Below are 13,367 nucleotides of genomic sequence, written 5' to 3' on the forward strand. Positions count from 1 at the left end.
TTTTTTTAGGGGTGAAAAAATGAATGAGAAACGAAAAGAGATAATTATTTCTGAAATCAAATATTGGAGACAAAATAAGCTCTTGCCAAGTCATTATTGTGATTTCTTAATTACATTGTATGCAAAAGGGGAACATGAAGAGGAAGTAGTGGAGAAGAAAACCAAATCCATCATTCAAATTGAAAAGAAGAAACGCGTTCAGCTACTCTTGATTTTAACTATTTTAACTATTGTATCGAGTGTTAGTATGGTTTTATTCTCGAGTGATCCCTTACTACCTATTGGTATTTCTTTTTTAGTTTTAGGTCTATTACTATACATGTCATTTCGAAAAAATAGCGTTAAATCTGAAATGACACTTTTTATATACATATTAGGTGCGTATTTATTTTTCGCAATTACGATGAAAGTTTGGTTTTCCTTTTTTAATGAAAATGCAATGGCCCTAATTGGTTTACTAATTTTAAATTGCTTGTTATGGATAATCTCAGGGAGATTGTTGAAGCAAATTTACTTAGTAATTACTGGAGTTATTGGACTCTTGGTCATACTTATATTTATTGCGTATTCCTTTTAAACGAACATTTAATTAATATGTTGTGTAACGAGTGCTCAATTCGTTATAATTAATAATGTAAGCGTTCACAAAGGGGTGAAAAGGATGAATTTTGATTTAACAGAAGAACAAACAATGATTCGAAAAATGATGAGAGAGTTTTCGGATGAAGAAGTTCTTCCTGGTGCGGTTGAGAGAGATAAGTCTAAGATGTTTCCTGTCGAGATATTTAAAAAACTTTCTTCAATGGGCATGATGGGATTACCGTTTCCTGAAGAATATGGTGGCAGCGGAGCAGACACGATTAGTTTTGCGATTGTTACAGAAGAATTAAGTCGCGCATGTGCGTCAACTGGAATTACTTATTCCGCGCATATTTCGCTGGGGGGCGCGCCACTTAACTTATTTGGAACTGAGGAGCAGAAGCGTAAGTATTTAACTCCGATTTGTAAAGGTGATTCTTTTGGTGCATTTGGTCTGACCGAGCCGAATGCGGGATCGGATGCGGGTGGTACAGAAACAACGGCTAAAGAAGAAGGCGATGAATTTGTTATTAATGGATCCAAGGTCTATATAACAAATGCTAGTTACGCCAAACATTTAGCGCTTACTGCTATAACTGGAACGAATAATGGAAAAAAAGAAATCAGTGCAATAATCGTTCCAACTGATCAGAAAGGATTTACAATTCTCGACAAATACGACAAGATGGGTCTAAATGCGTCGAATACTACTGAGTTGGTATTAGACAATGTTCATGTTCCAACTGAAAACCTCCTTGGGAAGCGTGGTGAGGGCCTTAAACAGTTCTTGGTCACATTGGATGGTGGACGTATAGGAATAGGTGCAATGGCTGTAGGGATTGCCCAGGGGGCTTTCGATCGTGCCCTGCGATACTCAAAAGAGAGAAAGCAATTCGGCAAGACTCTATCGACTTTTCAAGTTACTCAATTTAAACTTGCGGATATGGCAATGAAAATTGAATTAGCTCGAAATATGGTATATAAGGCAGCCTGGTTAAAAGACCAAGGTAGGCCATTCTCGAAAGAGGCCGCTATGTGTAAATTATATGCTTCTGAAATAGCTATGGAAGTTGCAAATGAAGCAATTCAAATTCATGGCGGTTATGGATATATGAGAGAATATGAGGTAGAGCGCTTTATGAGAGATGCTAAACTTCTTGAAATTGGTGAAGGAACTTCAGAGATTCAGCGAATGGTTATTGCAAGGCTAATTGGCTGTTAAATAGACAGTGTTTGAGGTTGGGTGATGATAAAGAGATTTATCCTGTTCCGAAGACTATCAATTTTGTCGAATTTGTCACATTCAGTCTAAAAAAAGCTGATAACCCTTTATGTTTTCAAACAGATACAGTACAATATTAATTGTGTACTGAATTCATTACAAACTAGATATGTAAAAAGGAGGGTTATTTGATGAGTAAAAATCCAGTAATACCGTATATCCTAATTTTTTCACTCGGAATCGGTCTAATTTTCTTCCTTTCCCTCTATGGGCTTGATCAAAAAAAGGAAATTGCTAGTCAAGGTGAAGATGCTAATCCTGCAGAGGAAGTTGTTACTACGGAGTTTGACCCAGATGTAGCAATCGGTAAATGTATCGGCTGTCACGGAGGCGAGCTTGAAGGTGGTATGGGCGGTGCAGCACCTGCATTGGTTGGTTTAGGAATGTCAGCGGACGAAATTGTTGACGTACTAAAAAATGGCCAAGGCGCTATGCCAGCACAAGTACCAAATGCAATCCCTGCTGAACATGCAGAAGACTTAGCAGAATATCTCTTAACGCTTCAATAAGTCTTTAAATGTCAAAGTCGTCTGTTTGCAGAATTTTTCTGTTAACAGAGGGCTTTTTCTTTTTAGCTCAGTTAAATAATTAATATTGATAAAACTTATTTCACAATAGTCCTGTTAATTTCCGTTTCAGACCCAAAAAGTGGAAAGATGAAGTACAATCTTTCCCTGAAGTGCGGAAAGATAAAGTTCAATCTTTCCCTGACGCGTTCCGGAGGGCAGGCGGTGGACCAACCCGCTGTTGTTTCACCTGACCCGCTGTCCTCCCGGAGTCGCCGTCTTCCACTACAATCAACTAGGAGTGTACAAAAATCTCTTGTCGTACTATTCCCACGCCATTAACCTTGAATCGAAACGATCCAGCGCAGAAGCGACAAGTGTGAGCCGAAGTAGTAAGACCGACAGTGAACTTTCTGACGGGCTTACTACGGGAGGCCATCACCAAGCGCCCAAGCGATATTCTCACACCTCTCACTCTATTGATAAGGAGTGTACAAATACTTTATATACTATTATTAACATGACCTTTTCATAAAAAAGGTAATAATTAAGATTGGAGGTATACGAATGCTAATTGAACGATTATCGGAAAGATTAAAGGCTGTTGCTTCTTTTGTAGAAAAAGATGTAATTGTCGCAGATATTGGAAGTGACCATGCCTACTTGCCTTGTTATTTAATTCAGACAGAAAAAGTAAAAAAAGTAATTGTTGGAGAAGTAGTGGAAGGGCCTTATAATTCAGCTGTTAAAAGTGTGAAGAAAGAAGGGCTTCAAGCACAAATTACGGTTCGTTTAGCAAATGGTCTTTTTGCGATTGAAGAAAGTGATCAGGTGCATACGATTACAATTGCTGGAATGGGCGGTTCGTTAATTGCCTCTATTTTAGAGGATGGTAAAAATCGGTTAGAAACGGTTGAGCGGATAATTGTTCAACCTAATATTCATGCCGAAGCAATTCGTGAGTGGGCAACTGCAAACAGATGGAAAATAATAGATGAGCGGATTCTAGAAGAGGAAAGTAAAATATACGAAATTTTAGTGTTAGAAAAAGGTGAAATATCTTATAGTGAGGCAGACTATTTGCTAGGGCCTATTCTTCGCTTGAAAAAAAGTGATGTTTTTATAGAAAAATGGGAACGTGAAATTGAGGAATGGACCCGTGTGTTAATTGCTCTTGAAGAAGCAAATGAAACATCTGCAATTGAACAAAAAAAAGAGCAATTGAGACATCAAATACAATTAGTGAGAAAGGCGCTGGTCTAGTGAAAAAAGTGAATGGACATGAAGTGATTTCATTATTTGAAAAGTGGTCACCTAAACACTATGCAATGGAAGGAGATCCAGTCGGGCTCCACATTGGTGCTTTAAACAGGCCAGTGGAAAAAGTTCTCGTAACTCTTGATGTAAATGAAGAGGTTGTAGATGAGGCGATTGAAAAGGGCGCAACATTGATCCTTGCCCATCATCCACCTATATTCAGACCGCTAAAAGGTATTCTGACGGATACGCCACAAGGGAGAATGATTGAGAAATGTATCAAAAATGACATTTCTGTGTATGCCGCTCATACAAATCTCGATGTGGCTCCTGGTGGTGTAAATGATATGCTTGCTTCCTTATTGGGACTTCAAGAAACAAAAATTGTTGAGGAAACGTATTCGGAATCTCTCTTTAAACTTATTATCTTTAGTCCGGTCTCCCATTCTGAGGAAATACGACATGCCCTTCTAAAAGCTGGTGCAGGTTCGATTGGGGATTACGAAGGTTGTAGTTTTACTTCTCACGGAGAGGGGCGATTTACACCAGTTGAAGGCGCAAATCCTTTTATTGGAGCGCTCAATAAGGTGGAGCAAGTTAAAGAAGAGAAAATAGAAGTCGTTGTATCAAGTTCCAAAAAGGAGCAGGTAGTAAAGGCGATGAGAAAAGCCCATCCATACGAAGAGCCAGCATATGATCTTATTCAACTTGACCAAAAGGTAAATGTATTGGGACTAGGGCGGGTAGGAAAACTTAAAGAAGAAATGACGTTGAGCTCGTTTTCTGAACTAGTAAAATCTGCACTTAACGTTCCAGCGGTTCGTTTTGTCGGAGACCCTAATTCATCAATTCGTAAAGTCGCGGTTCTTGGTGGCGATGGAAATAAATATATTTATGCTGCCAAGCGCGTTGGGGCAGACGTTTTAGTGACAGGCGACTTATATTATCATGTAGCCCATGACGCGGAAGCAATGGGTCTGAATGTTGTAGACCCTGGTCATAATGTGGAGAGAGTGATGATTCAGGGCGTCGCAACTCATATGACAGAAGCGTGTAAACTAGCAAAGTATGATGTGGAATTTATCGAATCCTTATTAGTGACCGAACCTTTTCAATTTATCTAAAATAACCAAAGAAAAACCGACCTTTGAAAATAAAGGTCGGTTTGTAAGATATTATGCGTAAGGTTCAATACGTTGAACTGGTTGTGGATTTTTAATTCTTGGTAATATCCGGTCCAGTTTGAATTTCTTCTCAGGATTATGGGTAGAGGGATCATCGTCCTTGTACTGATCAAGAAAAGCAATGACTTCTCGAACGATAAGTGTAGGTGTTGAGGCACCAGCTGTTACAGCGACGGTCTCAATGCCCTTTAGCCACTCAACGTTTAATTCTGAAACGTCCGAAATTCGGTAGGAAGGCGTATTTGCAATTTCAACAGATACTTGCGTAAGGCGATTGGAGTTGTTACTCATCGGGTCACCTACGACGATAAGTAGCTCAGCTTCTCCAGCTTGCTCTGCGACAGCTTCTTGTCGAACTTGTGTCGCTAGACAAATCTCTTGATGCGCTTCGATATGTGGATATTTTTCCTTTAGTGCTTCCATAAGGTGAGCAACATCCCATTGACTCATTGTCGTTTGGTTCGTCACTAAAAGTTTTTTGTTTGTGACAGTTAACTTTTCGACATCTTCCAACGTTTCAATAAGGTGGACTTTATCTGGAGCAACACCAATTGCACCTTCTGGTTCAGGGTGATGTTTTTTACCAATATAAACAATGTCGAAACCTTCAGTTGTTTTTTCTTCGATTAAATCATGCGTTACAGTAACATCGGGACAAGTAGCATCAATTGAAACAAGACCTTTTCTCTTAGCGAGTTCCCTTACTTCCGGTGAAACACCGTGAGCGGTAAAAATAACAGTTCCTGAATCAACTTTTTCAAGGATTTCTAACCGGTTTTCACCGTCTAGAGTAACAATCCCGTCTTCTTCAAAGGCATCCGTAACATGTTTGTTATGGACAATCATCCCCAATATAAAAATTGGCCTAGGCAACGATTTGTCGAGAGCCGCATTTCTTGCGATAATCATTGCATCGACAACCCCGTAACAATAACCTCTAGGGGTAATCTTCAACACTTTCATCAAATTCACTCCTCTAATAGGATCTTCAATCTATTATAGCGGAGTAGAGTCCTCGTTTCAAAGTTAAAAGCCACGGGGTTGAAAAATTCTAGGTGCAGGTGGACCAGTAGGTGTATTTTGTACTGTAGGTTGACTAGGTGAAAAAGTTGGATTTCCTCCAGGCGGATTTGCATCAGGCATTGATTGAAAGCCTTTATACAGTTTCCACATGGCGGGCAAGTTTTGGACCATAGGGGCAAATTGTTGGACGACGGGTGCGAATTGTTGTGCAGTGTTTAGGAAATTATTAGCGGTTTGCATATAACTTTCTAATTTAGATGTATTTTGTGCCGGTGGATTTCCTTGCATATTCGCATATGGCGATTGATTCATTTCTCCACCTGGAAACGGTGACCCTTGAGGGAATGGTTGCCCGGGAGCCAGTGGCATTCCAAAGCCCGATTGTCGAATGGGAGGCGGAGTTGACTGGTTGCCCACAAATGGATAAAAGGACTGGTATCTCAATTATAATCTCCTTTCGTCAATAAAATATCAATGAACACATAGTATACTATGCAAAATTCACATACGGCGGAACGAAATCGTGATACAATAGAATAAGGTTAGGAGGCATTTTAATGTCAAAATTCACAGATTATAAATTTAAGCCGTTTATTCGGGAAGCTATCGGGGGGCTCGGGTTTGAAAGTCCGACACCGATTCAGAAAGAAATCATTCCGCTTATCTTAAAAGGGACAAGCGCAATTGGTCAAGCACACACGGGTACAGGGAAATCACATAGTTTCCTTATCCCTACATTGGAACGTTTAGACGAGGCAGCTGATGAGCTGCAAGCCGTTATTGTTGCACCAACTCGGGAACTTGCAACGCAATTGTATAATGAGTTAGCTAAAATGATTGAAGGTACTACGATTCGTACTACACTCTTAATTGGAGGTACGGATAAGGAACGGTTAGTTGGAAAACTAAAATCGAATCCACAAATCATCGTTGGAACTCCAGGTAGGATTAGTTATATGGCTGAAAATGGTGCACTTGCTATTCATACAGCTAAAATTCTAGTTATTGACGAAGCCGATCTTGCATTTGATATGGGTTTTATTGAAGATATCGATAAGTTCGCTTCAAAAATGCCAGTAAATCTTGAAATGTATGTCTTTTCTGCGACAATTCCAGAGAAGCTGAAGCCATTTCTTTCAAAATATATGGAATCGCCTGCACATATTCAAATCGGAAAACAGAAATCATTGACTGAAGGAATGCGTTATTCTTTAGTCCCGGTACGTGGGATGGATAGGCAAAAGAAATTACTCCAAGTACTTGAAGGAATCTCTCCTTATTTAGCAATTATATTTACGAACACGAGGCAAAATGCAGACAGACTTGCAGATTTCCTTGCTGAATCAGGAATCAAAACGGGTAGAATTCACGGTGATTTATCGCCACGGGAACGTACGCGTATGATGAAACGAATTCGTGATTTAGACTTTCAATTTATCGTCGCAACTGATCTTGCGGCAAGAGGAATTGACATCCCAGGTGTCAGTCATGTTGTGAACTACGAGTTACCAGATGAACTTGAATTCTTTATCCACAGGGTGGGTAGAACAGCTCGTGCAGGTCTAGAAGGTCATGCAATTACGCTATATGATCCGTCAGAAGATGATAAAATTGTACGTATTGAACAAATGGGTGTTCCATTCATTCATGAAGAAGTAAAAGCTGGACATTGGGTTGAGGTAAAAGAGCGACATGCAAGAAAAAATCGTGTGAAACAAGTCGATGATATTGATCGGAAAGTTTCTTCTTTTGTTCAGAAGCCCGCTAAGGTAAAGCCTGGATACAAAAAGAAAATGACTCAAAAAATGGAAATGATTAAAAAGCGCGAAAGGAGAATTAAGCGTAAAAAATGATTAAAGACAATTCTTTACTTCTTGGTTCTCATGTTTCAATGAGCGGCAGTAAGATGTTGCTTGGTTCTAGCGAGGAAGCAGCAAGTTACGGTTCTAACACATTTATGATTTACACCGGTGCTCCTCAAAATACACGAAGAAAGCCGATTGAAGATTTAAATATAGAATTAGGGCGTACACATATGGCAGACAACGGAATATCAAATATAATTGTCCATGCGCCGTATATTATTAATCTTGGCAATACGACTAAGCCTGAAACATTCGCGCTTGGAGTAGACTTTCTTCAAAAAGAAATTGAACGAACAGCGGCACTTGGAGCGACTGAAATCGTTTTGCACCCAGGCGCGCATGTGGGTGCGGGTGTAGATAAAGGAATCGCGAAAATTATTGAAGGTTTAAATGAAGTCTTGTCACAAGATTTCCCAGTGCGCATTGCTCTTGAAACAATGGCAGGAAAAGGGACAGAATGTGGACGGAACTTTGATGAGATTGCTAAAATCATTGATGGCGTGAAGAATAATGAACGATTATCCGTTTGCTTCGATACTTGCCATGTTCATGACGCTGGTTATGATATTGTGAATGACTTTGAGGGTGTATTAAAAGAGTTTGATCAAATCGTTGGTAAAGAAAGAATTTCTGTTATCCATGTAAATGATAGCAAAAATGAACAAGGGGCTATGAAGGATCGACATGAGAATATTGGCTTCGGTCATATTGGATTCGGTTCATTATCTTATATTGTTCATCATAAGGACTTTAAAGACGTACCTAAAATTTTGGAAACGCCATATGTGCCAGGGGTAGACCCAAAAAAGAAATCGGCTCCTTATAAATTTGAAATTGAAATGTTTCAAGAAAACGTGTTTCAACCAGAAAAAATAGACTCGTTAAGAGTCATTTAAGATGTATATATGAGCTAACTAAGTCATAATAGAACGTTTGAAACTCTTGGTAACCTAGGACTTATATGTTATAAGTCTTTGGTTACCACTTTATTTTTTGGCATCTAAATACATACGAAACAACATTTCTGCTTTTTTTGAACCAATTGCTTGCGCAACTTTATTCACAAAACTCTCTGGAATTCCTGTGAATATCCAATGAAAGGAAATCTCACTAAGTAAAGGGCGTAATGCTTGAATTTCTGAGATTGTAAGGTTAATTCCGTAAGACTTCGCAATTTGCTGTGCACCGTAATCATCACTCATACTAATCTGATGTAAAAGCTCTGCATAATCCATAAATTCATCCTTTCTTGACGGAGCTGAGACTTACTTTTGTCTTTTAAAAGCTTACCTCCCACTTTACAAAACGTTCTATCCTAGTGTTCATCTTTCTGCAGGGATTTAATAAGAGTTCATGGAAGCTTGTTTGAGTCAAATGGTTGTTTCTTGTCAACTCATCGTTTATAATTTATTTGTAGCAATCGGAATGATTCCTACTTAGGTGGAAAGGAACAAGTCATGAAAAATATCTTAATAGAATTGGACGATGTAGCTTTTCGTTACGAACATACAACAGTCCTAGAAAATATTACTTTAAACGTTCGACAGGGGGAGTTCTGGGCGCTAATAGGCCCGAACGGTTCTGGTAAATCTACGTTGATCAATATAATATTGGGTTTACTAAAACCCGATTCCGGCTCCATTAAATTGTTCGGTGCTCCTATTGAAACTTTTAAACAACGAGAACGAATCGGTTATGTTTCACAGAAATCGAATTCATTTAACTCAGGTTTTCCAGCAACGGTTTTAGAAGTAGTTCGAAGTGGACTAACACGTAAAAAAGGTTTATTTGTAAGCTTCAAAAAGAATGATGATAAAAAGGTATTAAGTGCTTTAAAAATCGTCGGTATGGATCGGTTTGCCAGTAGAAATATCGGTGAGTTATCCGGAGGGCAACAACAACGTGTTTTTATTGCTAGAGCTCTTGTAGGAGATCCTGAATTGCTTGTTATGGATGAACCAACTGTTGGGATTGATCAACAGAATGTAAATTCATTTTATACTATGCTGAATGAATTGAACCGTGACCACGGAATAGCAATTTTGCTGGTGACACATGAAATTGATTTGGTGACGGATCTTGCGACGCATGTGGCATGTTTAAACCGAACGATGCATTTTCATGGTGTCCAATCAGACTACAAACAGCTAGGTGATGAACAAGTTTCTAGATGGTATGGTCATCCTGTAAGGCGGGTCCATCAGCATGCGGAGGTGGGCAAGCAATGATTAGCGCTATTTTAACGTATGAATTTTTACAAAATGCTTTTATATCTGGACTAATAATCGGTGTAATTGCACCTCTTTTAGGCTTGTTCATAGTTGTTCGGCGACTCGCGTTAATTGCGGATGCATTGAGCCACGTTTCACTTGCCGGAATTGCCGGAAGCTTATATTTAAGTCAACAAGTACTGTTTTTTACTGCACTTAACCCGATTTATTTAGGTATTGGTTCGGCTGTCGCAGGATCCTTATTAATAGAAAAGTTAAGGGGCACCTATAAACATTACGAGGAACTCGCGATTCCCGTTATTTTATCTGCGGGTATCGGTTTAGGCGCTATTTTCATTTCATTGTCTAAAGGCTTTAGCTCCGACTTAATCGGTTACTTATTTGGTTCCGTTTCTGCGGTGAGTCGACAAGATTTATTCATTGTTCTTGTCATTGCAATCATTGTTGTTGGGTATATTCGGTTTTTATATAAAGAACTTTTTGTGTTATCTTTTGACCCCGAATATGCGAAAGTTTCAGGTGTTAATTCAAAGTACATTCAAATATTCTTTATGGTAATTACAGCACTCGTTATTGGTGCCTCAATGAGGATTGTAGGTATTTTACTTGTCTCGTCCTTAATGACAATTCCTGTAGCGGCATCGATTCAGCTGGCTAAAAGTTTTAAAGGTGCATTAATCTATTCAATCATTTTCGGTGAGGCGGCGGTTTTAATTGGCCTTGTCACAGCTTTTTACCTAGATATAGCACCAGGCGGCACTATAGTCTTGACTTCAATTGCTATATTACTTGTTGTACTCGCTTGGAAGAAATTCGAAGGTAGACGAAAGACGCAGCTAGGGGGCGAGTTGTTATGACGCTTGACGAAGCTTGGGAGATACTTCAAAAACAACAATTTAAGCGAACGAAAAATCGAGAAACGATACTTCATTTCTTTTCAAAAAATGACAAGTATATGACAGCTGCAGATGTTAAAAGCTTTATGGAAGAAGCTAATCCCGGAATTAGCTTTGACACAATCTATCGCAATCTCACTACATTTTCAGAACTTGGTATTTTGGAAGAAACAGATTTAACAGGTGAGCGCCATTTTCGGATGCAGTGTGACCCTGGTGTTCATCATCATCATTTTATTTGTACAACATGTGGAAAAACTAAAAACATTCCGGACTGCCCGATGGATTTACTTACGGTAAATTTACCTGAATATGAAGTAGAAGGGCATAAATTTGAAATTTACGGCAAGTGTCCGCTTTGTGTGACAAACTAAAAAGACAGTGTAGATCTCTTTGAAGAGAATCTACACTGTCTTTTTATTTACCTAAAAGTTCTTCGCTAAGAAACAATTGTTGTATGTGTTCGTTTGCTTCATTCCAATCGTGGACACGAATGACCCCTTCTGGAATGGGTTTGCGGTTGTAAGGTGCATCAAATAATATAACAGGAATATCCAGTTCTTCATGAATTTCCACAGCATTATCATGTTTATCTTCGAAGAATGCATGAACACCAAGATTTTTTGCTGCTTCAATTTTATGATGACTACCTATTAATTCAATATGGTCAAATGGAATAATTTCACGTTCGAACCAATTTTGGGTTATATCATAAACATTACTTCCACGTGCAGAGATATAAAACAGCTCAAACTGGGAATTCCAAGTTGATAAAATTTCTTTTGCAAAGGCTTGAGGAGGGGAAGTGTCGTAAATATGCCCCTCCGCCGTCTTATACCATTCATAAAACGTTTTATGATCTATTGGGAACGCTTTTGTTAAGTCGTATTCTTTTATGTCATCTAGTTCAAGCTTGCATCCAAATTGTTCATTAATATGAGGAAGAAGCGACGTTGGGCAAGTGACAGTACCGTCAATATCTATACCGAAGCGAACGTTTTTCATTTTGCACCTTCTGACAAGAGAAGTTCTTCCTGTCTTTTTTTCTCGAAATATTCTTCCGCAAGTTTATCGATCTCGATCTTTAGCTCATCGACCATCGTTTCTTCTGGAACTTTACGAACAATTTCGCCCTTCATGAACAGCAAACCTTCTCCTCTTGCACCAGCAATCCCTATATCTGCTTCGCGTGCTTCACCAGGACCGTTAACTGCACAACCAAGAACAGCCACTTTTATGGGTGCTTTAATTGTTGAGATATATTCTTCTACTTCATTTGCAATTGCAATCAAATCAATTTCTATTCTTCCGCAAGTTGGACAAGAAATAAGTGTCGCAGCATTAGAAGAAAGAGCGAAAATTTTCAGTAGCTCACGTGCAACTTTAACTTCTTGTACTGGATCGGCACTTAACGATACCCTGAGAGTGTTTCCAATCCCTGCGGATAAAAGTGTACCTAACCCTGCGGCGCTCTTTATCGAGCCAGAAAACAACGTTCCTGCCTCAGTAATCCCTAGGTGAAGAGGGTAATCAAACGCTGCAGCAGCTTTCATGTACGCTTCAACAGCAAGATTTACATCAGATGCTTTTAAAGACACGATAATATCGTGGAAATCAAGGTCTTCAAGAATCTTAATATGGTGAAGTGCACTTTCTACCATACCATCGGCAGTTGGATACCCGTACTTTTCAAGAATTTTCTTCTCGAGGGAACCGGCGTTTACTCCGATACGGATTGGAATCCCTTTCGCTTTGGCTGCGTTAACAACTTCTTCTACGTATCTCTGTCTTCCTATGTTACCAGGGTTGATGCGAATTTTATCTGCACCTTGTTCGATAGCGATTAAAGCTAGCTTATAACTAAAGTGAATATCAACTACCAAAGGGATGTTGATTTGTTTTTTAATTTCACCGATTGAATAAGCAGCTCTCTCATCGGGACAAGCTACACGTACGATTTGACAGCCAGCGTCTTCAAGTCGCTTAATTTCAGCAACTGTAGCTTCTACGTCATGTGTTTTAGTTGTGGTCATACTTTGAATGAATAATTCGTCGCTTCCGCCGATGGTCAAGTTACCAATGCGGACTGGACGGGTATTAGTTCTTTTTATTACTTCGGACATTAGGTTCTCTCCTTAGTTGGCTTAAGCCGTTTTGCTTCTATCTATTTTAGCAATCAAACTCGGAAAAAGACAACACTTATACCTTGGAATCCGTACAAGTTGTAGTTAATTTTCGAGAAATGGGAACTAATATAGTTTCTCCTCCTATTAAATCCTGAAGCTTGAGGTGTGGATTTAATACGTAAAAGTTATTCAAACGTTCAATGAAACCCGTTGACGTGTCAGGGTAAAGTGCAAACAATGATTCAATTGTATCTCCTTCAACTGACGTCACAGGTATCGATATAGTTTCATTTTCTATGCAAGTATCAGGTTGATTCGCAAATGAAGCCATTGGGATGGTTCCTTCAGCAAAATCTATTCGGATAAAATGAATCGTTATAAAAAGTATAATTGCGAGTAATAGTATTCTCATAGAATC

Annotated in this window: 16 protein-coding genes; 10 read left to right on the forward strand and 6 right to left on the reverse strand. The window is 39.1% G+C overall.

Going from position 1 to position 13,367, the window contains the following annotated elements:
* The first annotated feature begins 19 nt into the window (after positions 1-19).
* From ACXYMX_RS06075 to ACXYMX_RS06095, 5 genes are all read left to right on the forward strand, one after another.
* Positions 20-577 carry a hypothetical protein gene (locus ACXYMX_RS06075; protein WP_459043350.1) on the forward strand — a complete coding sequence of 186 codons (558 nt, stop codon included), beginning with the start codon at positions 20-22 and terminating at the stop codon, positions 575-577.
* Between the two features lie 84 nt (positions 578-661).
* The gene (locus ACXYMX_RS06080) at positions 662-1,801 is read left to right on the forward strand and encodes an acyl-CoA dehydrogenase family protein (protein ID WP_459043351.1); all 1,140 of its coding nucleotides are present in this window, start codon (positions 662-664) and stop codon (positions 1,799-1,801) included.
* Between the two features lie 191 nt (positions 1,802-1,992).
* On the forward strand, positions 1,993-2,370 hold the full coding sequence (locus ACXYMX_RS06085; RefSeq protein ID WP_459043352.1) for a c-type cytochrome: 378 nt from the start codon (positions 1,993-1,995) through the stop codon (positions 2,368-2,370).
* 564 nt (positions 2,371-2,934) lie between these two features.
* On the forward strand, positions 2,935-3,630 hold the full coding sequence (locus tag ACXYMX_RS06090) for a tRNA (adenine(22)-N(1))-methyltransferase (RefSeq protein WP_459043353.1): 696 nt from the start codon (positions 2,935-2,937) through the stop codon (positions 3,628-3,630).
* Positions 3,630-4,748 (forward strand): Nif3-like dinuclear metal center hexameric protein, encoded by a 1,119-nt coding sequence (locus ACXYMX_RS06095; protein ID WP_459043354.1) that lies wholly within the window; start codon positions 3,630-3,632, stop codon positions 4,746-4,748. The genes ACXYMX_RS06090 and ACXYMX_RS06095 overlap by 1 nt, the downstream gene beginning before the upstream one ends.
* A 51-nt stretch (positions 4,749-4,799) precedes the next feature.
* Here ACXYMX_RS06095 and ACXYMX_RS06100 read toward each other — a convergent pair whose 3' ends face one another.
* Both ACXYMX_RS06100 and vrrA read right to left on the reverse strand, forming a co-directional pair.
* A complete protein-coding gene (locus ACXYMX_RS06100) occupies positions 4,800-5,771 on the reverse strand; it encodes a 4-hydroxy-3-methylbut-2-enyl diphosphate reductase (protein WP_459043355.1) in 972 nt (323 codons plus the stop codon).
* A gap of 63 nt (positions 5,772-5,834) precedes the next feature.
* Positions 5,835-6,275, reverse strand: coding sequence for a VrrA/YqfQ family protein (gene vrrA / locus ACXYMX_RS06105; protein ID WP_459043356.1), 441 nt, complete (start codon positions 6,273-6,275; stop codon positions 5,835-5,837).
* Positions 6,276-6,388: 113 nt separating this feature from the next.
* Here vrrA and ACXYMX_RS06110 point away from each other — a divergent pair, with 113 nt between their 5' ends.
* Together ACXYMX_RS06110 and ACXYMX_RS06115 are read left to right on the forward strand one after the other, a co-directional pair.
* On the forward strand, positions 6,389-7,684 hold the full coding sequence (locus ACXYMX_RS06110; RefSeq protein ID WP_459043357.1) for a DEAD/DEAH box helicase: 1,296 nt from the start codon (positions 6,389-6,391) through the stop codon (positions 7,682-7,684).
* The gene (locus tag ACXYMX_RS06115; protein ID WP_459043358.1) at positions 7,681-8,592 is read left to right on the forward strand and encodes a deoxyribonuclease IV; all 912 of its coding nucleotides are present in this window, start codon (positions 7,681-7,683) and stop codon (positions 8,590-8,592) included. The genes ACXYMX_RS06110 and ACXYMX_RS06115 overlap by 4 nt, the downstream gene beginning before the upstream one ends.
* Positions 8,593-8,682: 90 nt before the next feature.
* Here ACXYMX_RS06115 and ACXYMX_RS06120 read toward each other — a convergent pair whose 3' ends face one another.
* A complete protein-coding gene (locus ACXYMX_RS06120; protein WP_459043359.1) occupies positions 8,683-8,931 on the reverse strand; it encodes a hypothetical protein in 249 nt (82 codons plus the stop codon).
* Positions 8,932-9,153: 222 nt separating this feature from the next.
* On the opposite strand from ACXYMX_RS06120, the gene ACXYMX_RS06125 reads away from it, so the two are divergent.
* The 3 genes from ACXYMX_RS06125 to ACXYMX_RS06135 are packed head-to-tail and all read left to right on the forward strand — an operon-like array spanning position 9,154 to position 11,197.
* The gene (locus ACXYMX_RS06125; protein WP_459043360.1) at positions 9,154-9,924 is read left to right on the forward strand and encodes a metal ABC transporter ATP-binding protein; all 771 of its coding nucleotides are present in this window, start codon (positions 9,154-9,156) and stop codon (positions 9,922-9,924) included.
* Entirely contained in the window at positions 9,921-10,784 is an 864-nt protein-coding gene (locus ACXYMX_RS06130) for a metal ABC transporter permease (protein ID WP_459043361.1), read from the forward strand. The genes ACXYMX_RS06125 and ACXYMX_RS06130 overlap by 4 nt, the downstream gene beginning before the upstream one ends.
* The gene (locus tag ACXYMX_RS06135; protein WP_459043362.1) at positions 10,781-11,197 is read left to right on the forward strand and encodes a Fur family transcriptional regulator; all 417 of its coding nucleotides are present in this window, start codon (positions 10,781-10,783) and stop codon (positions 11,195-11,197) included. Before ACXYMX_RS06130 ends, ACXYMX_RS06135 begins: the two co-directional genes overlap by 4 nt.
* 43 nt (positions 11,198-11,240) lie before the next feature.
* Here ACXYMX_RS06135 and ACXYMX_RS06140 read toward each other — a convergent pair whose 3' ends face one another.
* The 3 genes from ACXYMX_RS06140 to ACXYMX_RS06150 form a co-directional block, all read right to left on the reverse strand.
* Positions 11,241-11,828 (reverse strand): 5' nucleotidase, NT5C type, encoded by a 588-nt coding sequence (locus ACXYMX_RS06140; protein ID WP_459043363.1) that lies wholly within the window; start codon positions 11,826-11,828, stop codon positions 11,241-11,243.
* The gene (gene ispG, locus ACXYMX_RS06145) at positions 11,825-12,946 is read right to left on the reverse strand and encodes a flavodoxin-dependent (E)-4-hydroxy-3-methylbut-2-enyl-diphosphate synthase (RefSeq protein WP_459043364.1); all 1,122 of its coding nucleotides are present in this window, start codon (positions 12,944-12,946) and stop codon (positions 11,825-11,827) included. The genes ACXYMX_RS06140 and ispG overlap by 4 nt, the downstream gene beginning before the upstream one ends.
* Before the next feature lie 76 nt (positions 12,947-13,022).
* Positions 13,023-13,361, reverse strand: a complete 339-nt coding sequence (locus ACXYMX_RS06150) for a hypothetical protein (RefSeq protein ID WP_459043365.1) — start codon at positions 13,359-13,361, stop codon at positions 13,023-13,025.
* Positions 13,362-13,367: the final 6 nt, after the last annotated feature.

It is taken from the genome of Sporosarcina sp. CAU 1771 (assembly GCF_054482775.1).

Coding starts and splice junctions, on each gene's coding strand:
- ACXYMX_RS06075 (WP_459043350.1), top strand. CDS start 20: ATGAATGAGAAACGAAAAGAGATAATTATTTCTGAAATCAAATATTGG.
- ACXYMX_RS06080 (WP_459043351.1), top strand. CDS start 662: ATGAATTTTGATTTAACAGAAGAACAAACAATGATTCGAAAAATGATG.
- ACXYMX_RS06085 (WP_459043352.1), top strand. CDS start 1,993: ATGAGTAAAAATCCAGTAATACCGTATATCCTAATTTTTTCACTCGGA.
- ACXYMX_RS06090 (WP_459043353.1), top strand. CDS start 2,935: ATGCTAATTGAACGATTATCGGAAAGATTAAAGGCTGTTGCTTCTTTT.
- ACXYMX_RS06100 (WP_459043355.1), bottom strand. CDS start 5,771: ATGAAAGTGTTGAAGATTACCCCTAGAGGTTATTGTTACGGGGTTGTC.
- ACXYMX_RS06110 (WP_459043357.1), top strand. CDS start 6,389: ATGTCAAAATTCACAGATTATAAATTTAAGCCGTTTATTCGGGAAGCT.
- ACXYMX_RS06115 (WP_459043358.1), top strand. CDS start 7,681: ATGATTAAAGACAATTCTTTACTTCTTGGTTCTCATGTTTCAATGAGC.
- ACXYMX_RS06120 (WP_459043359.1), bottom strand. CDS start 8,931: ATGGATTATGCAGAGCTTTTACATCAGATTAGTATGAGTGATGATTAC.
- ACXYMX_RS06125 (WP_459043360.1), top strand. CDS start 9,154: ATGAAAAATATCTTAATAGAATTGGACGATGTAGCTTTTCGTTACGAA.
- ACXYMX_RS06130 (WP_459043361.1), top strand. CDS start 9,921: ATGATTAGCGCTATTTTAACGTATGAATTTTTACAAAATGCTTTTATA.
- ACXYMX_RS06135 (WP_459043362.1), top strand. CDS start 10,781: ATGACGCTTGACGAAGCTTGGGAGATACTTCAAAAACAACAATTTAAG.
- ACXYMX_RS06140 (WP_459043363.1), bottom strand. CDS start 11,828: ATGAAAAACGTTCGCTTCGGTATAGATATTGACGGTACTGTCACTTGC.
- ispG (WP_459043364.1), bottom strand. CDS start 12,946: ATGTCCGAAGTAATAAAAAGAACTAATACCCGTCCAGTCCGCATTGGT.
- ACXYMX_RS06150 (WP_459043365.1), bottom strand. CDS start 13,361: ATGAGAATACTATTACTCGCAATTATACTTTTTATAACGATTCATTTT.